This window comes from Massilia sp. ST3 (genome assembly GCF_018119405.1).
Taxonomy (GTDB): domain Bacteria; phylum Pseudomonadota; class Gammaproteobacteria; order Burkholderiales; family Burkholderiaceae_D; genus Telluria.
Genome location: NZ_JAGPWC010000030.1, coordinates 28,893 through 45,059, shown reverse-complemented (window position 1 = coordinate 45,059; position 16,167 = coordinate 28,893). Strand labels below are relative to the sequence as shown.

13 protein-coding genes are annotated in these 16,167 nt (G+C 63.8%); 1 reads left to right on the top strand and 12 read right to left on the bottom strand.

Features of this window, described 5'->3' with window-relative positions; genetic code table 11:
- Nucleotides 1-32 precede the first annotated feature (32 nt).
- From KBW98_RS12435 to KBW98_RS12410, 6 genes are read right to left on the bottom strand one after another with little or no spacing between them, the layout of a single operon-like run.
- Complete coding sequence (locus tag KBW98_RS12435) at nt 33-1,514, bottom strand: RNA polymerase factor sigma-54 (protein ID WP_211520459.1); 1,482 nt, start codon at nt 1,512-1,514, stop codon at nt 33-35.
- 5 nt (nt 1,515-1,519) lie between these two features.
- On the bottom strand, nt 1,520-2,275 hold the full coding sequence (gene lptB, locus KBW98_RS12430) for an LPS export ABC transporter ATP-binding protein (RefSeq protein WP_211520476.1): 756 nt from the start codon (nt 2,273-2,275) through the stop codon (nt 1,520-1,522).
- Nucleotides 2,275-2,829: a lipopolysaccharide transport periplasmic protein LptA gene (lptA, locus tag KBW98_RS12425; RefSeq protein WP_307727596.1), complete on the bottom strand. Its 555-nt coding sequence runs from the start codon at nt 2,827-2,829 to the stop codon at nt 2,275-2,277. Before lptA ends, lptB begins: the two co-directional genes overlap by 1 nt.
- A 39-nt stretch (nt 2,830-2,868) precedes the next feature.
- Nucleotides 2,869-3,477, bottom strand: coding sequence for an LPS export ABC transporter periplasmic protein LptC (gene lptC, locus KBW98_RS12420; RefSeq protein ID WP_211520458.1), 609 nt, complete (start codon nt 3,475-3,477; stop codon nt 2,869-2,871).
- 7 nt (nt 3,478-3,484) lie between these two features.
- The gene (locus KBW98_RS12415; RefSeq protein WP_211520457.1) at nt 3,485-4,015 is read right to left on the bottom strand and encodes an HAD family hydrolase; all 531 of its coding nucleotides are present in this window, start codon (nt 4,013-4,015) and stop codon (nt 3,485-3,487) included.
- On the bottom strand, nt 4,015-5,037 hold the full coding sequence (locus KBW98_RS12410) for an SIS domain-containing protein (RefSeq protein WP_373888935.1): 1,023 nt from the start codon (nt 5,035-5,037) through the stop codon (nt 4,015-4,017). The genes KBW98_RS12415 and KBW98_RS12410 overlap by 1 nt, the downstream gene beginning before the upstream one ends.
- A 90-nt stretch (nt 5,038-5,127) precedes the next feature.
- Between KBW98_RS12410 and KBW98_RS12405 the strand changes: the two genes are divergently transcribed.
- Nucleotides 5,128-7,107 carry a monovalent cation:proton antiporter-2 (CPA2) family protein gene (locus KBW98_RS12405; RefSeq protein ID WP_211520455.1) on the top strand — a complete coding sequence of 660 codons (1,980 nt, stop codon included), beginning with the start codon at nt 5,128-5,130 and terminating at the stop codon, nt 7,105-7,107.
- Between the two features lie 36 nt (nt 7,108-7,143).
- On the opposite strand, the gene KBW98_RS12400 is transcribed toward KBW98_RS12405, so the two are convergent.
- From KBW98_RS12400 to KBW98_RS12375, 6 genes are all read right to left on the bottom strand, one after another.
- Nucleotides 7,144-8,262 carry a diguanylate cyclase gene (locus KBW98_RS12400; protein WP_211520454.1) on the bottom strand — a complete coding sequence of 373 codons (1,119 nt, stop codon included), beginning with the start codon at nt 8,260-8,262 and terminating at the stop codon, nt 7,144-7,146.
- Nucleotides 8,263-8,418: 156 nt separating this feature from the next.
- A complete protein-coding gene (locus tag KBW98_RS12395; protein WP_211520453.1) occupies nt 8,419-9,264 on the bottom strand; it encodes an MOSC domain-containing protein in 846 nt (281 codons plus the stop codon).
- 46 nt (nt 9,265-9,310) lie between these two features.
- Complete coding sequence (gene bla, locus KBW98_RS12390; RefSeq protein WP_211520452.1) at nt 9,311-10,198, bottom strand: subclass B3 metallo-beta-lactamase; 888 nt, start codon at nt 10,196-10,198, stop codon at nt 9,311-9,313.
- Between the two features lie 544 nt (nt 10,199-10,742).
- Nucleotides 10,743-13,241 carry an Hsp70 family protein gene (locus KBW98_RS12385; protein WP_211520451.1) on the bottom strand — a complete coding sequence of 833 codons (2,499 nt, stop codon included), beginning with the start codon at nt 13,239-13,241 and terminating at the stop codon, nt 10,743-10,745.
- A complete protein-coding gene (locus KBW98_RS12380; RefSeq protein ID WP_211520450.1) occupies nt 13,238-13,675 on the bottom strand; it encodes a hypothetical protein in 438 nt (145 codons plus the stop codon). Before KBW98_RS12380 ends, KBW98_RS12385 begins: the two co-directional genes overlap by 4 nt.
- A complete protein-coding gene (locus tag KBW98_RS12375) occupies nt 13,672-15,798 on the bottom strand; it encodes a tetratricopeptide repeat protein (protein ID WP_211520449.1) in 2,127 nt (708 codons plus the stop codon). The genes KBW98_RS12380 and KBW98_RS12375 overlap by 4 nt, the downstream gene beginning before the upstream one ends.
- Nucleotides 15,799-16,167 lie beyond the last annotated feature (369 nt).

Below are 16,167 nucleotides of genomic sequence, written 5' to 3'. Positions count from 1 at the left end.
GCCCAGGCACAAGGCGGGAGTGGGCAACGCTGTTACAAAGCTTTGCGGAGGCTGACGGGAGGGATCTTGAGCGCTTCACGGTATTTGGCGACCGTCCTGCGCGCAATGACCATGCCTTGTTCCCCGAGCATCTCCGCGATCTTGCTGTCGGATAATGGATTCTTAGGGTCTTCTGCTCCTGTCAATTGCGCAATGAGAGCGCGGATCGCCGTCGAGGAGGCTTCTCCCCCCGCTTCGGTGGCGACATGGCTTCCGAAGAAGTATTTCAACTCGAACATGCCGTGCGGGGTCAGCATGTACTTCTGCGTTGTAACACGAGAAATTGTGCTTTCGTGTAGGCCTAGTGTATCAGCTATCTCACGTAAAACAAGGGGCCGCATGGCAACCGCGCCGTGGGAGAAAAAGTTCTTCTGGCGCTCGACAATGGCCTCGGCCACGCGCAGGATGGTGTCGAAGCGCTGGCGCATGTTCTTGATCAGCCACTTGGCTTCCTGCAACTGCGAATTCATTTGCCCTTCGCACTTGCCCTGCTTCATGAGCGAGGCGTAGAGGCTGTTCACGCGCAGGCGCGGCATCACGTCCGGGTTCAGCATCACGGCCCAGCCGTTCTTGGCGCGGCGCACGATGACGTCCGGCACCACATAGTCCGACACGTTCGACGCGAAGGCCGCGCCCGGGTGCGGATTGCACTGGCGCACCACGGCCTGCACCTCGCGCAGGTCTTCGTCGTCGCAGTCCAGCGCCTTTTTGAGCTTGCTGTACTCGCGCTGGGCGAACCAGCTCAGGTAACCTTCGACGATTTTCAGCGCCAGGCGCCGCGTCACCAGCGGCACGCCCGGCATGCGGCGGATCTGCAGCGCCAGGCATTCGCCCGCGCTGCGCGCGCCCACGCCCACCGGGTCCAGGCTCTGCACCAGCGCCAGGGCGCAGCGCAGCTCGTCCATCTCGATCTCGAGCTCTTCCGGCAGGCGCGCGTGGATCTCGTCCAACGGCTCTTCCAGGTAGCCGTTGTCGTCGAGCGCGTCGATCACCAGCTCGGCCAGCGCACGGTCGCGCGCGGAACAGCCGGTGACGCGAATCTGCTCCATCAGGTGCTCGCGCAGGCTGATGGCGCTCGCCTCCAGCTGCGGGCGGCCGTCCTCGTCCTCGCCGCCGCCGGAACCGCCGCCGGAACCCCAGTCGGCGTCCGACGCGTCGCGTTCGGCGTCGCCGCCCTCGAAACCCTCGCCGGCTTCGCCGGACGCGGCCGGCGCGGCCTCGCCTTCCTGCGCCGGGGCGGCGGGCGCCGGCGCCTCGCCGTTGGCGGGCGCATTGTTGATCGCACCGTCGGCCAGCAGGCGCACCGAGCGGTCGAGCGGATCGTCCAGCCTTTCCAGCAAGGGGTTGTCGGACAGGATCTGCTCGATCTCCTGGTGCAGTTCGAGCGTGGACAGCTGCAACAGGCGGATCGACTGCTGCAGCTGGGGAGTCAGTGCAAGATGCTGCGATGTGCGGAGTTGCAGGGATTGTTTCATGTCTTCTACATGCGGAAGTGTTCGCCCAGGTAGACACGGCGCACGGACTCGTTCGCGATGATGTCGTCCGGCCGGCCCGAGGCCAGCACGGCCCCCTGGTTGATGATGTAGGCGCGATCGCAGATACCGAGCGTTTCGCGGACATTGTGGTCGGTGATCAGGACACCGATCTTGCGCTCTTTCAGGAAGCGCACGATGCGCTGGATCTCGATCACGGCGATCGGGTCGACGCCCGCGAAGGGCTCGTCCAGCAGCACGAAGCGCGGGTTGGTGGCCAGCGCGCGCGCGATCTCCACGCGGCGGCGCTCGCCGCCCGACAGCGACATGGCGGGGTTTTCGCGCAGCTTCTCGATCTGCAGGTCGGCCAGCAGGGTGTCGAGGCGCTCGTTGATCTGCTCCTTGGTGAGGGCCCGGCCATCGACCCGCTGCAGCTCGAGCACCGCGCGGATGTTCTCCTCCACGGTCAGCTTGCGGAACACCGAGGCTTCCTGCGGCAGGTAGGACAGTCCCAGCACCGCGCGCCGGTGGATCGGCAGGCTCGAGATGTCGGTGCCGTTGATGTCGATCGAGCCGGCGTCGGAAGGCACCAGGCCGACGATCATGTAGAAGGAGGTGGTCTTGCCGGCGCCGTTCGGGCCCAGCAGGCCGACCACCTCGCCGCACTCGACCTGCAGCGAGACGTCGCGCACCACCAGGCGCTTGCCGTAGCTTTTCTGCAGGCCCTTGACGATCAGGGTGCTGCCGCTGTCGCGCGCTTCCATCATTGCTTGCCCGCCGCCGGCGCGGCGCGCTTGGGCGCCAGGATCAGGGTGCCGCGTCCGCCGCCGACCTTGCTCTGGCCGCTGGCGTCGTTGCGCACGCTGGCGACTTCCTTGCGGTTGTCGTAGGAGATGAAGGGCGCATTGATCTCGTTGGTCACGCGCTTGCTCTCGAGTTCCTTGACCACGGCGTCCGAGAACAGCTTGACCATTTCGTTGCGCTCGTCGTATTCGATGCGCTGGGCCTGGCCTTCGACCCACAGGTCGGGGCCGCCGTCGCGCTTCTGGCGGAAGGTGGCGACCTTGCCCGGGTTCGAGGTCAGGGTCACGCTCATGTAGCCTTCCGGCGTTTCCTTGACCAGGGCGCGGTCGGACTTGAGCACCAGGGTGCCGCGGGTGACGACCACGTTGCCGGTCAGGATGCGGGTCTGGGTGACCTCGTCGACGTCGAGCGAGTCGAAATTGATGACGGCCTGCTTGAGCGAGTCGGCGCGCTCGGCGAAGGCCGTGAGCGACAGCAGGGAAAGGCAAAGTGCGGCGAGGTGTTTCTTCATCATGTTGTGGTCCTGGGTTGAGGCGGCCTTGTCATGGACGGCCTACTGGCGCGCGCGTGGCGGATAGACGATCTGGCCGCGGCTGGCGATGTGCAGCTTCTGGGTCGCATTGTTGGCCACCATGCCGGTGCCGCGTACGCTGGAAGCGCCCAGCTGCATCTCGATCGGCTGATCGGTCTTGAGGATTTCCTCGTCAGGCAAGGCGGTGAGCGCCTGAGTGCGCACGCGCAGCGCTTCCGACTTGGCGGTGCGTGCACGCTGCAGGTCGACGTTGCCGAGCATGTCGACGCGGTGTTCCTGGTGGTAGATGCGGGCGCGGTCGGCGGTGACCGTCATCGGCGGACGGCCCGGCTCGACGCCGCGCAGCACCGGCTGCACCACGGTCGAGACGTCGCCCTCGGGGATATGGGTCAGGCGCTTGCCCGACACCAGGTAACTCGGCTGGCCACCCTCGGTCATGCGCACGAAGGAGAAGTTCTCGACGATGTAGTCGGGCTCCGTCGGCGGCCCGCCAAGGCGCGCGCCGGCGTCGTCGCCGTCGAAGGCCTGCAGCAGCCAGAAGCTGCCGAAGGCGCAGAAGACTGCGATCATCATGATCGTCAGGAGCTTCCAGCGGTGCGCGGTGCGCTTGTTGTTTAGATAGCCGACCATCGCATGCTCAGGCGAAGTAAGGCGCGAGCGCCTGTTCGTAGGTGCCCTGGGCGCGCATCACCAGGTCGCACACCTCGCGCACGGCGCCGCGGCCGCCCGCGTTGCGCGTCACGTAGTGGGCGCGGTGCTGGACTTCCGGGTGGCCCGAGGGCACGGTGACCGCGAAGCCGACGCGCGTGAACAGCGGCAGGTCGATCACGTCGTCGCCGATGTAGCCGCACTCCTCCGGCGTCACGCCGGTTTTCGCGAGCAGCTCAGCGAAGCCGATGCGCTTGTCGTGGAAGCCCTGCCAGACGTGGGTGATGCCCAGGTCGGCGGCGCGCTTGACCACGATCGGCGAATTGCGCGCGCTGATGATGGCGGTCTGGACGCCGGTCTTGTTCAGCAGCTGGATGCCCAGGCCGTCGAGCACGTTGAAGGTCTTGGTGACTTCGCCGTCCGGGCCGTAGGTGAGGCTGCCGTCGGTGAGCACGCCGTCGACGTCGAAGATCATCACCTTGACGCGCGCGGCGCGTTCCATGTGTGCGAGCGGCAGCATCAGATCACCTTGGCGCGGGTCAGGTCGTGGATGTGCAGGGCGCCGACCAGGCGGTCGTCCGCATCCACCACGAGCATCTGGTTGATGCGGAATTCCTCCATCACGGCGACGGCGTCCACGGCCAGCTGCTCCGGGTGCACGCGGCGCGGGTTGGCGTGCATGACGTCGCGGATGGTGAGGTTCGAGAAGTCGTGCATGCGCTCGATCAGGCGGCGCAGGTCGCCGTCGGTGAACACGCCGATCGGGCGGTTGTCGGCGTCGACCACGGCGGTCATGCCCATGCCCTTCTGGGTGATCTCGAGCAGGGCCTTGGCCAGCGGCACCTCGGGCGCCACGGCGGGAATCGCCGCGCCGCTGCGCATCACGTCGCGCACGTGGGTCAGCAGGCGGCGGCCCAGGGCGCCGCCCGGGTGCGACAGCGCGAAGTCTTCCTCGCGAAAACCGCGCGCGTCGAGCAGGGCCACGGCCAGCGCGTCGCCCATGGCCAGGGTGACGGTGGTGCTGGTGGTCGGGGCCAGGTTCAGGGGGCAGGCTTCCTTGTCCACCGCGATGTTCAGGTGGACCTCGGCCAGCTGCGCCAGGCGCGAGGCCGGCCTGCCGGTCAGGGCGATCACGTGGGTGCCCATGCGCTTGACGGCCGGCAGGATGTCGAGCAGTTCGCTCGACTCGCCCGAGTTCGAGATGGCGATGAAGACGTCGTTCGGCGTCACCATGCCCAGGTCGCCGTGGGCGGCCTCGCCCGGGTGGACGAACATGGCCGGGGTGCCGGTCGAGGCCAGGGTGGCGGCGATCTTGCGGGCAATGTGCCCCGATTTGCCCATGCCGGACACCACTACCCTGCCCTTGCAGGCGTACAGCAGGTCGGCGGCGCGCACGAAACTGTCGTCGTCGCCCAGGCGCGCATGCAGGGCGCGGATCGCGTCGGCCTCGATGGCCAGGGTCTCGCGGCCCAGTTCCAGAAGCCGGCGCGCCTGGCTCTCGTCAAAACTTTTCAGCATTGTTTTTTCATCGGTTACACTCATACCGGAAGTATAAACGAATTGGGAAAGCAAAAAACTTGCCAGTCATAACAAACAACAACACCGACCGTCATCAGGACTGGAACAGGGCCGATGCATTCCGGACTTGAACTGACCCTGCTCCTGCTGGGCTGCGCCGTGCTCGGCGTGGTCGCCTTCCGCATGCTGCACCTGCCGCCGATGCTCGGCTACCTCGCCGTCGGCGTACTGATCGGCCCCCACGCCCTGGCTTTGGCCGACGACAGCCCCGCCACCCACGCGCTGGCCGAATTCGGCGTCGTGTTCCTGATGTTCTCCATTGGACTGGAATTCTCCCTGGCCCAGCTCAAGGCGATGCGGCGCATCGTTTTCGGGCTGGGCATGGCGCAAGTCGTATTGACGATCGTCGCCACCATGCTGTTCGGGCAGCTGATCTCCATGCTCACGCCGCAGCTGAACATCAGCTGGCAGGCCGCTTTTGCCCTGGGCGGGGCGCTGGCCATGTCCTCGACCGCAATCGTGGTCAAGATGATCACCGAGCGCCTCGAGCTCGAGAGCGAGCACGGGCGCCGCATCATCGGCATCCTGCTGTTCCAGGATTTGGCCGTGGTGCCGCTGCTGATCCTGATTCCCTCGCTGGCGCGCAACCCGGAAGACCTGCCGGCCACCCTCGGCCTGGCGGCCCTGAAGGCGGCCGCGGTGCTGGCCCTGCTGCTGTTCTTCGGCCAGAAGCTGATGCGGCGCTGGTTCACGGTGGTGGCCAAGCGCCGCTCGCAGGAACTGTTCATGCTCAACCTGCTGCTGGTGACCCTGGGCGGGGCCTGGATCACCGAGCAGGCCGGCCTGTCGCTGGCGCTGGGCGCCTTTGTGGCCGGCATGCTGATCTCCGAGACCCAGTACAAGCACCAGGTGGAAGAAGACATCAAGCCCTTCCGCGACGTCCTTCTGGGACTGTTCTTCATCACCATCGGCATGCTGCTCGACCTGCGGATGGTGCTGGCCAACTGGTGGCTGGTGCTGGCACTGCTGGTGCTGCCGGTGCTGCTCAAGTTCGCGCTGATCGCCGGGCTGGCCAAGCTGTTCGGCTCCTCGGACGGGGTCTCGATGCGTACCGGCCTGGCGCTGGCCCAGGCCGGCGAATTCGGCTTCGTGCTGCTCAACCTGGCCTCGGACTCGAAGCTGATCGACCCTTTCCTGATGCAGCTGGTGCTGGCCTCAATGGTGCTGTCGATGCTGGCGGCCCCCTTCATGATCGCCAACATGGACAAGATCGTCATGAAGATCGCGGCCAACGAATGGATGATGCAGTCGCTGGCCCTGACCCAGCTGGCGACCCGCACCATGAAGACGCAGAAGCACGTGATCATCGCCGGCTTCGGGCGCAGCGGCCAGAGCCTGGCGACCCTGCTGAGCGAGGAAAAGCTGCCCTGGTACGCGCTCGACCTGGACCCGGAACGGGTGCAGGAAGCGCGCGCCGCCGGCGCCAACGTCTCCTACGGCGACGCCTCGCGCCGCGAAGCCCTGATCGCGGCCGGCGTCAACCGCGCCAGCGCCCTGGTGATCACCTTCGCCGACACCCGCCTGGCGCTCAAGGTGCTGCATCTGGTGCACGAGCTGGCGCCCAACCTGCCGGTGATCGTGCGCAGCCACGACGACAGCGACCTCGACCTCCTGAAGGGCGCGGGCGCCACCGAGGTGGTGCCGGAAGCGCTGGAGAGCAGCCTGATGCTGGCCTCGCACGCGCTGGTGATGCTGGGCGTGCCCCTGCGCCGCGTGGTGCACCGGGTGCAAGCCGCGCGCGACGAGCGCTATGCGGCGCTGCGCGGCTACTTCCACGGTTCCGGCGACATCACGGACGACCCGGAGCACACCTATGTGCGCCTGCATTCCGTCACCTTGACCGATGGCGCGGCGGCGGTGGGCAAGCGGCTGGCGGAACTGCGGCTGGATGAAGTGGGGGCCGAGGTGACGACCCTGCGCCGCGGCGGCGAGAAGCTCGAGGCCGGGCCGGAGACGGTGCTGGACGTGGGCGACGTGGTGGTGCTGCGAGGTGAAGGGGATGCGGTCAGCCGGGCTGAAAATCGCCTGCTCTGATCGTAGGGTTGGCGGCTTTGCCGCCAACCTTACGGGTTACGCAATCGTAACGACCTTGTTGCGCCCGCCCGCCTTGGCCTGGTACAGCGCCGAATCGGCCGTCGCCACCAGGTCCTGGGCGATGCCTTCGATCGCATGCTCGCGGTCGAAATCGGACAAGCCCGCCACCCCGATCGACACCGTCACGGCCACCCGTTCGCCGCTGCCCAGGTCGACCGGCTGCGCCGCCACGCTGGCGCGGATGCGCTGCGCCACCATGGTGGCCGCTTCCAGGTCGGCGTCGATCAGGAGCACCACGAATTCCTCGCCGCCGAAGCGCCCCAGCGCGTCGGACATGCGCAGCTCGGCCTTGATGCGTGCGGAGACTTCGCGCAGCACCTCGTCGCCGCCCTGGTGGCCGACCGTGTCGTTGACCCGCTTGAAGTGGTCGATGTCGATGTACATGCAGGACAGCCGGTAGCCCTGGCGCCGCGCGCGCGCGATCTCTTCCAGCAGGCGGCGGTCCATGTAGCGGCGGTTGTAGACGCCGGTAAGCGAATCGGTCAGGCCGATGTACTTCAGCATCTCGTTGCTGATCACGTTTTCCAGGCAGATCGCGATGATCGAGCCCATGTGCTCGACGAAATCGGTGCCCAGGTTCGGCGTGAAGCGGTTCGGATCGGCGCTCCCCAGGTTCAGGCTGCCGATCAGGCGCGTGTTGCGCATCAGGGGCACCAGGGCCACGCTCTGCAGCCCGGCCGGCGGGTGCGGGAACATCGCGCAATGCTGGGCCGGCGCGTAGGCGCCCAGCAGCGGACGCGCGCGGCGGCCGCTCGCCAGGTCGAAGCCCAGCTCCACGGCCTGCTCGCAGAACATCAGGTGCGGGAACTGCTCGAAATCCACGCCCAGCTTGTGCATCACGGTATAGATGTCGGCATCCTCGTCCACCAGCGACAGGGTGACGATGTCGAGCTCGGAAATCACCGGCAAGGTGCGGAAGATCGTGCCCACCAGCTCGGGAAAGCTGCCGGCGCCCACGATCTGCAGGTCGAAAGCCTGGTGGCGGCACATGATCTCGTGATTGCGTTCCGCCTGCTCGAGCAGGTAGGCCATGCGCGCGCGCAGGCTTTCGTTTTCCGCCATCAGTTCTCGCGTCGACGCGTCCGGCTCGTGCATGGGAATTCCTTTCAGCAATACCCGTAACATTACGCCATCTGTCCTTGCTTGGAAACGAAAAACGCCCCCAGAGGGGCGCGAAAGGGCCGCGTTGTCGTCGAATTTGCGACACCTGTTATGGCCTTGTCAACGGCCGGATGGGTTCGCCCGGGGCGCTTAGAACGCGATGCTGGCGTCCAGTTCCTGGCCGACGCGCAGGACCGCACCAGCGCCGTCCTGGACAATGCAGTTCTGTCCGATGCAGACGGCGCCCTCCATGCGCGCATTGGCGCGGTAGGTCTGGAGGATGTCCATCGGATCGGGGCCAGGAATGCCGGTGGCCTGGTCGATGGCCGGAATCGGGCAGCGCGCGCAGGGCTTGACCGGGCGCAGCGACACGCCGTCGGCGGTGAAGGCTTCGACGAAATCCTCCTCGAAGGCGTCGATGCCGTCCACGACCAGGTTGGGCCGGAAGCGGTTCATCGGCAGCGGCGCGCGGCCGGCGGCAAGCATTTTCGCATTCAGGTCGTCGAGGGAGGCCTGGCCGATCAGCAGGAAGGGATAGCCGTCGGCGAAGCGGGTTTCGGCGGGCGTACCGCCGGTCCACTTGGTGCTGGTGGGACGGTGCACCTCCGGGCGGAAGCGCACCAGGCGGCAGGAGGCCTGCAAGGCGTCGGCAAACCAGGCTGCGGCTGCGTCGCCGCAGTCGGCGGCGGCCACGCTGTGGTCCCAGATCTGCACCTGCAGCGTGGGCGCAGCGGTGTCGTGGGCCAGCGGCAGGCGCAGGGGCGGCATGCCGGGCGCCTCGACCACCAGGAATGGGTGCTCGACGCGCGGCGTGACCAGGGCCATGCGCGGATATTCGCGCTGGGTCAGGAATTGCCCTTCTCGCGTGACCAGCATCCACTCGCGGTCGTGCACGCCCTCGGCCACCAGGCCGGACAGGGCCAGCGTGGCCTGCGGCACGGACAGGCCGGCGCAGGATTTGATCGGATAGAGGACGAGTTCGGTCAGGATGGCCATGGCGTTCGAATGCGGGGAAAGGCCATTAGTATCGCAGCAATCGGCGTTAGCGTCCGGCAGCGGCCGCCTTTGCCTTGTCGTCGAGCTCACGCTGAATGCGCGCCTCGAAGTTGCGGCTGCTGGCCGAGGCCAGCTTGCGGCAGGCCTGCGGGTCGACGAAAGGATTGGCGCCGGCCTTCTTCTTCGCCGCCTTGGCGAACAGGTCGCTGAAGGACGGATGGGCCGTGACCAGCACGTCGCAGGGCATGTCGGCGATGCGGGCGATGGTCTTGCGGAAGCTTGCGATCAGGTCCGGGTGGGTGGCGTCCCCGCTGTAGTAAAAGCCGTCGGCCGATACTGCGGTGAGGCTGTCGGCGTAGACGATGACCGCGCAGGCGCCCTGCTCGCAGGATTCCCAGCTCCAGCTGGTGCCGCCCGGCGTGTGGCCCGGGGTGTAGTGCACGGTCAGCCGCAGCGGACCGACCGCGACGCTCTTGCCGTCGGCGATCTCGCGCACTTCGGCGACCTTCGGGATGTGGTAGCGGTCCTTGGGGTCGTATTGCGGATCGTCCTTGCCCGGCGTGCCGTCGCGCAGTACCTGGGCCGCGTGCGGACTGGCGATCACGACCGCGCCGCTGGCGCGCTGCAGTTCGGCGATGGCGCCGGCATGGTCGAAGTGCGGGTGCGAATTGAGGATCACCTTGATGTCGCGCATGCGGAAGCCCAGCGCCTCGATGTTCTTGCGGATCAGGGGAGCGGACTGAGGCAGCGCGCCGTCGATCAGGACATGGCCTTCGGGACTGGTGACGAGTACCGAGGACAGGCCGGCGGTGCCGACGTACCAGGTGTTGCCGTGGATCTTGAAGGGGGCGGCGGGCTGGTTCCACTCGTCGCACATGCTGCAATTGATCGCGGGTGCGGCCATGGCGGCCAGGGGCATGGCAGCCAGCGTCATGGACAGGACGGTGGATGGATTGTTTTCTTCATGAGATGGCGCGCGCTCAAAAATGAAAAAGGGTCCCGAAGGACCCTTTGCAACACATTCTGGATCAGACGTTGAACAGGAATAACCCTTGTAATCCATTGATTTCTATCAAAATTCTTTTCGGAACCCGAAAAACGTACTCTATATCGTACTCATCTGATTGCATGCTAAGTGGATTCGTTACTTTGCCTCGGAGCTCGACATTACTTCGCTGGTCTGTCTTTACAAAACCCGAGACAGAATGGCTTTCCCACCAATTGAGTTCAGCAGAGCTGGCGATGGATACGCCTGTCTATGACCACATCTTCTTCGAATAATGCCGGCGGCCTTACAGTTCGTGTTCGACGTCATCGAAAAAAGTTAGCCCATATTTAACAGCAGTTTGCCGGTCTAACCTCGCGTTGTGCCCTTAAGGCACAGGCGCCGCCGCCCGACGCGGAATCCTCTGTATGTAGAGTGCGTCGCCTGACCAGCTTGCTGGTCAGGCTGCCAGGCCGGCAACCAGCGCGTCCCGCTACACCAGGCCGGTGAGCATGCGCGCCTGCGGTGTGTTCTGCTGGTCGGAGGGCAACAGATCCCACAAACGGCCGCAAATGGCGCGCACTTCACTCCAATCGTCGCCCGCGATAGCGCGCCGCCCGGTGTCGAACAGACGGGTCGCCTGGATCTGGTCATTCATTGACGGCATCTTGGTACTCAAGTGATCAAACATACCGAGCAGGAAAGCAGGCGTGCGCGACAAGATGCCAAATTCGATATGTCGCAGCTCCTCGCTTACTGCCTGGATCTTTTCCGGCGTATTCGATGCGATGAAGGTGTGCTCGCGAGCAAGAATCTCCTTAATCTGATTGCGTTCGCGATCGTTGCCGGATTCTTGCACGATTCCGATGCAGCTTTCCTTCACGCTCTTGTACTCGCTGCGCGCGTGTTCAAGCCGCTTACCAGCGGTTAGTTCGTGCATCGAGCATGCCAGCTCGCGCTTGGCGTCTTCGAGCTGGAACTTCCGGTCGGTAACGTCGTCGTCGCGCAGCGCGGCAATTTGGCCCATCAGCTCCTGCACGCTGGAAAGCGTTTTCTCCAGTCCGGCCGCGACATCGCGCTGCCCGCTCTTTTCCGCGTCCGCGATTTCTTCCTGCAGTCGCTCCTCGAGCCTGAGCGTTTCAGTGGCGAGCACTGACGTCGACACATCGCGCTGTTTCGGATTGAAGACTTGCGAGAACTCCTGGTCGGTGCCGTTGAGATAGGCGCTCACGGTGAGGTCACGCGATTCGGACAGCGTGAACTTCATGTCGACCTCAGTGCCCTTGATCAGGTCGCGCGTCAGCTGCCGGCCGGTGATGACCAGGGTGCCCAGCGGCTTATTGGTAGATGCATGGCGCTCCTGCGGGCCTTCCACTACCAGAATCCGCAGAGCTTCGTCGGAGCCCTTGATGATGGTCTTACCGATTTCTGCGGTGTACTTGGTGGTGGACGGAAGCACCACATTTTTTCCAAACAGTGTCTGTAGTCGGGTATCGTTGGCGTCAGTCAGGTCCAGCACCAGACAAAGGTCGTCGGGAAGCATCTGGCCAGCGACGGTATAGCGCCCTTGCGCGATCTGGATGATGTCCTCGTCTAGCCGGACTTGCGTGCCGTGCGCGTCGAATACCTTGAAGGTGAAGATATTGTATGCCCCTTCGCGCAGCGGCAAGTCTTCCATGATCCTGTTAGAGAGCTTTTTCAGACCACTGTCGAACGCCCCGTCAGTGCCGACGATCCGATACTGCATGCCGTCGAGATCCCCCTCGACCCTGGCGCTGAAGATCTCCTCGGACTCCTGCGAAGTCTTGTTGTACGCCATGCGGACTTTCAAGGGTGACGCACCGGAAGCGGGTTTTACCTCTGCGTCTCGCTGCTTTTCCTTGGTGCCTGCAAAAAACGCAGCCCCGACGGCGATCGCGTTGGTCGGGTCGATGCTGGTGTTGACAGCAATGCCGAGCACTTCCTGCACACGCCGGCGCACGTACGGAATGTAGGTCGAGCCGCCGACCATCAACACGAACTGCAGATCGCTGGGCTGCAATTTGTTACGCGCGAGGATGCGCTTAACCATGTCAATCGAATTGTCGACCGCATCCTTGATGACCGATTCGAATTCGCTTCGCGTGACAGTGAGGATCGCATCGATCTCGTTGCCGTCGTCGTCCTCGACTCGGGTCGCCCCGAGGTCGATCTCGGTCGAGGTCTTGGCCGACAGTTCGACCTTTGCCTCCTCGGCCCGGCTCAGCATCACGTGCCAGAGTGCATTGCGGCTGCCACTAAGACTCTTCAGCGAGCCGAGCAGGTCGTCGAAGCGACCGCGCCGCAGCAGTTCGGGCACAACTAGCTTTTCCACCAGCAGCTCGTCGAAATCGGTGCCGCCAAGGTAATTGTTGCCTTCGTGGTCGACAACGGTCAGCTCGCCCTCGACGATGCGCACCAGCGCTGCGTCGAAGGTTCCGCCGCCCAGGTCGTAGACCAGCCATTGACTGTTTTTCAGGTCGACGTTGCGTTCTTTGTTGGCGTAGGCGAGGCTGGCAGCGATCGGCTCCTGAAGCAGCACGACCGTCTTAAAGCCTGCCTGGCGCCCGGCTTCCTTGGTTGCGTTGCTTTGCAAGGTGTCGAAGGACGCGGGAATCGTAATCACGGCAGCGTCCACTTCTTCACCCGACTGCACGAAGGCTTTGAGTTCCTTTAGGACGATAGTCGACAATTCAGTTGGCGTAAGCGAGGTGCCGAGCGCCTTGATGTTGAAGCTTTCCGACGTGCCCATCTTGCGCTTGAAGCGGCTGACTACGCTGCGCGCGTCGCGTTCCAGAAATTCTCGGGCCTTGTCGCCCACCATCGTCCGATCGTTGCGAAAGCCGACGACGGAGGGTAGCGTCTCCTTGAAGCCGCTCGGATTCTTGAACACCTGCACCTCACCCTTGTCGAACTTGGCGATCAGGGAATTCGATGTGCCGAGGTCGATGCCGAAATTAATCGTGTTGCTCATGCCTGCTCTCCGTTCTGGGTGTTTGCTAGTGAATCAGCCGCGTTGCCCGCGTTGTGGGTGATGTCCGTCTCCAATTCGGTGGCGGCACTGGCCGGTTCGCGTGTCTTGACCACAACGATGCCGCGCTGGACGACGACTGAGTAAGCCTGTTTGCCCTGCCGGATGACAGGTTTGATGACCTCGGTCACCACCAGGTCGTCGGCACCGGTGCCGGCGATTGAGGCTTCCAGGTCGGTCCGAGTTTCGCTGAACGGCTGGCCCATTGGATCCTCGTAGAACAGGTCCATGCCAGCGAACGCATCCTTAATGCGTTCGACGTTGCGGAGCACATTGGCGCTATCGCCGTGCAGGGTGAGCTTACGCTCCATGTCGTAGACCTGGTTCAGCGTCTGCAGCAGGTACTTTGGATAATCATGGTAGACGGGCGAATTCATGGGTTCGACTTTTCCTTTTTTGTTGCGTATAAATGCAGGACAATTGCATTCCAGGTTGTCGCGAGCGGCAGTTCGGCGCGCGCCTTCGGCCTGCTCCGGCTACCCAGCACGAGCGAGCCATTGATCAGCTGCGAAGTTAGCTCGCTCCAGGGAACCGTAGTGCGGTTGGTAAAGATCCAGCCCTTTTCGTCCATCGTTAAACCATGCCTACCCACCTCGACCGGACCGACGCTTACCTCGCGTCCAGAGTCGATCTGATTGGCAAACGACTCCAGCACGTCGCCCAACAAGAAGTGAAACGCTGCGTCGATCAGCTTTGACCATTCCGAGCGGTGCGCGTCCTGATTGCCCATTTTGGTCCAGGTGGCGACGATGTCTGGGCCGCGGTGAGCCTGGAAACCGATGGTGTGCTGCATGGTCCGCGGCGAATTGTTAATCACCGTCATTCCCCAACGCACGCCAGCGATGTTTGTGGGCGCCAGTAGCGTTGTGCCGTCACTAACGCCGGCACGCGTGATCTGCAGGCGTTTCTGGCCGGCTGCGATGGATGCTTCCTTGCTGCGCTCCTTGGCGATCAACTCGTTCAGCGCATTCTCGTCCGCCTTCACCATGTGCGCCAGCGCAGGCAGCTTGTCGGCACAAACCTTGGCCAGCTCCAGTATCTGCATCGCCTTCTGTGCGTCGCTTTCGCGCCCATAATGCGATACCGCCAAGCCGCGTAGGGCGTTTCCGACCGCATGGTGTACGGCATGGAATTCGATCGGCAGATGAGGCAAGAAGCTGCCGAGTGATCCAGCCGCCAGCCCGCGCTGGATCTCTTCCAGGCTAATGGTCCTGTCATCGGCTTCCTTGTCGAGCGCGACAACGGGAGCGGCAAGGCGCTCGAGGGCGCGCTTGGCACCTTCGATACAGTGTTCCGCATGGCCGTCCGCAACCCAGCGGCGGCCCTTGAGGAGGCAGGTGACGACATCGACGTTTCCTTGCTCGATGGCGCGCGTGAGGACCCGGTTGTACTGGGCGGCGAAAGCGGGCCCGATCACGCGCAAGACCGACTCATCCTGCGCATACGGCATCAATGGTGCCTGATCCAGATCCGCGCGGCGCAGGAAAAGATTGAGTTCGCCGCGCGACAGGAAGCCGCACAGCGCCTTGTCTTCGAACACGAGATGATGTGTACACCACGCGTCGTCGTCACTAAGTTGATCAAGGGTGGACAGCGCGGTCGACTTGTCTAGCACCAGTCCAGGCATCCATGCCAGGCGCCCATCTTCCAGCTCGATTTCGCGCAGCACTGCCTGGCGCGCCTTTTGCAGCGACTTCGGTTGACCGCGCAGGTCCTCCGGCATCCCGGCATCGAGCAGCTCGAATGGATTGATGTAGTGCTGATACCACTCGGTCTGTGCCAGCAAGGCCGCAGGAGCGCGCGCGATCTTTTCTGCCAATACATTCAGCTTGGCATGTAACGCATCGCTGAGCCTGGGCAGGTGACTGTTCTCGGACCCGAGGTAAGCCGCGGTGTCGAAAGCGTCGAGCGCATCGGCGTCGCGTCCAAGCGTTTCATAGACCAGCCCCAGGTTGAAGTAGGCCGCTGTGCCGCTCTGCCGGCAGGTGCATTCCTCGTACATGCGCGCCGCTTCTGCTGGCTCTCCCTGCTCCGCCAGCAAGTAGGCGAAGTCGAACAGCATGTCGTCTGTCAGTTCCTTGGCATCCCGCAGGGAGCGCAACAACCCGAGGCGGCGCTGAATCGTGGACGGTGAATCGTCGTCCGCCAATGCGCGCGCCAGTGCTCGCATGGTCGGCGCGTGTTCGTTGTCAGCCGCCAGCGCCTCCTCATAGCGGGCAATCGCCTCGTCGAGATCACCCGATGCTTGGTAGACTCTACCCAGCTCGCACCAGCCGGCGGCGAAATATGGAGCCAGTTCCGTGACCTGTTCGAGTGCAGGCAGCGCCCGGCCATCGTCGTCCAGGCGCCGTAGCGTGAGCGCCAGCTGCCACCAGGCGTTCGCATCTTGCGGTCCCTGGGCCGTCGCACGGCGCGCCGCCAGCAGCGACTCTTCCAACCTGCCTTCGGACCGCAGCCGAGAAGCTCGCTGCGTTAATTCTTGTACGTCGACTTCATCCATGAGCTCAATAACCCTACTTCGACGCGATGCTGCACCGGCGATTATTAAATCTATTTCAACAAGCGCACTTACTCTTGCCTTTCGCCCATCACCGCCGACGCGGCTAGCGCCGAAACACGACTCGACGCGACCAAAATCTATGTTCGATGGGAAATTAATGGAAAAGATAAGACGTTTGTTGACAAAACGCAAATAATAATTCCGCCATACCCTTGTTTAACAAAGTTGTGAGGATTGGTTAGCAGGTCAATGCAGTAAACAACTTATGAATGCACGCGTGCCAGTGTCCGGTTGACAGCTGAACGGAATCTAGTTCCACGCCGTGTTTGTCTAACGGATTACGATGAGCGTACGATCTGATAAGCTACA

What these genes read in the sequence shown, in the direction of transcription:
- KBW98_RS12415 (WP_211520457.1), bottom strand. Translation starts at nt 4,015, where the DNA reads ATGCTGCCGCTCGCACACATGGAACGCGCCGCGCGCGTCAAGGTGATG.
- KBW98_RS12375 (WP_211520449.1), bottom strand. Translation starts at nt 15,798, where the DNA reads ATGGATGAAGTCGACGTACAAGAATTAACGCAGCGAGCTTCTCGGCTG.
- lptA (WP_307727596.1), bottom strand. Translation starts at nt 2,829, where the DNA reads ATGATGAAGAAACACCTCGCCGCACTTTGCCTTTCCCTGCTGTCGCTC.
- KBW98_RS12400 (WP_211520454.1), bottom strand. Translation starts at nt 8,262, where the DNA reads ATGCACGAGCCGGACGCGTCGACGCGAGAACTGATGGCGGAAAACGAA.
- KBW98_RS12380 (WP_211520450.1), bottom strand. Translation starts at nt 13,675, where the DNA reads ATGAATTCGCCCGTCTACCATGATTATCCAAAGTACCTGCTGCAGACG.
- KBW98_RS12385 (WP_211520451.1), bottom strand. Translation starts at nt 13,241, where the DNA reads ATGAGCAACACGATTAATTTCGGCATCGACCTCGGCACATCGAATTCC.
- KBW98_RS12410 (WP_373888935.1), bottom strand. Translation starts at nt 5,037, where the DNA reads ATGAGTGTAACCGATGAAAAAACAATGCTGAAAAGTTTTGACGAGAGC.
- bla (WP_211520452.1), bottom strand. Translation starts at nt 10,198, where the DNA reads ATGACGCTGGCTGCCATGCCCCTGGCCGCCATGGCCGCACCCGCGATC.
- KBW98_RS12435 (WP_211520459.1), bottom strand. Translation starts at nt 1,514, where the DNA reads ATGAAACAATCCCTGCAACTCCGCACATCGCAGCATCTTGCACTGACT.
- KBW98_RS12405 (WP_211520455.1), top strand. Translation starts at nt 5,128, where the DNA reads ATGCATTCCGGACTTGAACTGACCCTGCTCCTGCTGGGCTGCGCCGTG.
- KBW98_RS12395 (WP_211520453.1), bottom strand. Translation starts at nt 9,264, where the DNA reads ATGGCCATCCTGACCGAACTCGTCCTCTATCCGATCAAATCCTGCGCC.
- lptB (WP_211520476.1), bottom strand. Translation starts at nt 2,275, where the DNA reads ATGGAAGCGCGCGACAGCGGCAGCACCCTGATCGTCAAGGGCCTGCAG.
- lptC (WP_211520458.1), bottom strand. Translation starts at nt 3,477, where the DNA reads ATGGTCGGCTATCTAAACAACAAGCGCACCGCGCACCGCTGGAAGCTC.